This is a genomic window from Salinimicrobium oceani (assembly GCF_012037645.1).
Map to the genome: position 1 here is coordinate 1 of NZ_JAAVJR010001246.1, position 339 is coordinate 339.

Here is a 339-nt window from a genome sequence, read left to right on the forward strand (position 1 = left end):
TGTTACTGACCGGCGGAGTTGGAAGCCGCTTGTGGCCGCTCAGCCGACAATCACGACCAAAGCAGTACCTGAATATTTTGTCTGATTCAAAAAGTCTTTTTGAACTGGCAGTAGAACGAAATGCTCCGCTCACAGATCAGCTAATTGTAGTCGGCAACCAGGGGAACAGACAACTTTCTGAGGCGAGCCTGCAGAAATTTGGAATTGAGAATTATATTGACATCGTAGAAGCTACCCCAAGAAATACTGCTCCTGCTATCGCCTTTGCAGCCTTTGCCGCGCAGCCGGAGGATATCCTACTCGTTACTCCTGCCGACCATATAATTATGGAAGGACCGG

Annotated in this window: 1 protein-coding gene; it reads left to right on the plus strand. The window is 48.7% G+C overall.

The genetic code is table 11. From position 1 onward, the window contains the following. A partial coding sequence (locus HC175_RS21675) for a sugar phosphate nucleotidyltransferase (protein ID WP_168139970.1) occupies positions 1 to 339 on the plus strand: 339 nt, incomplete at both ends.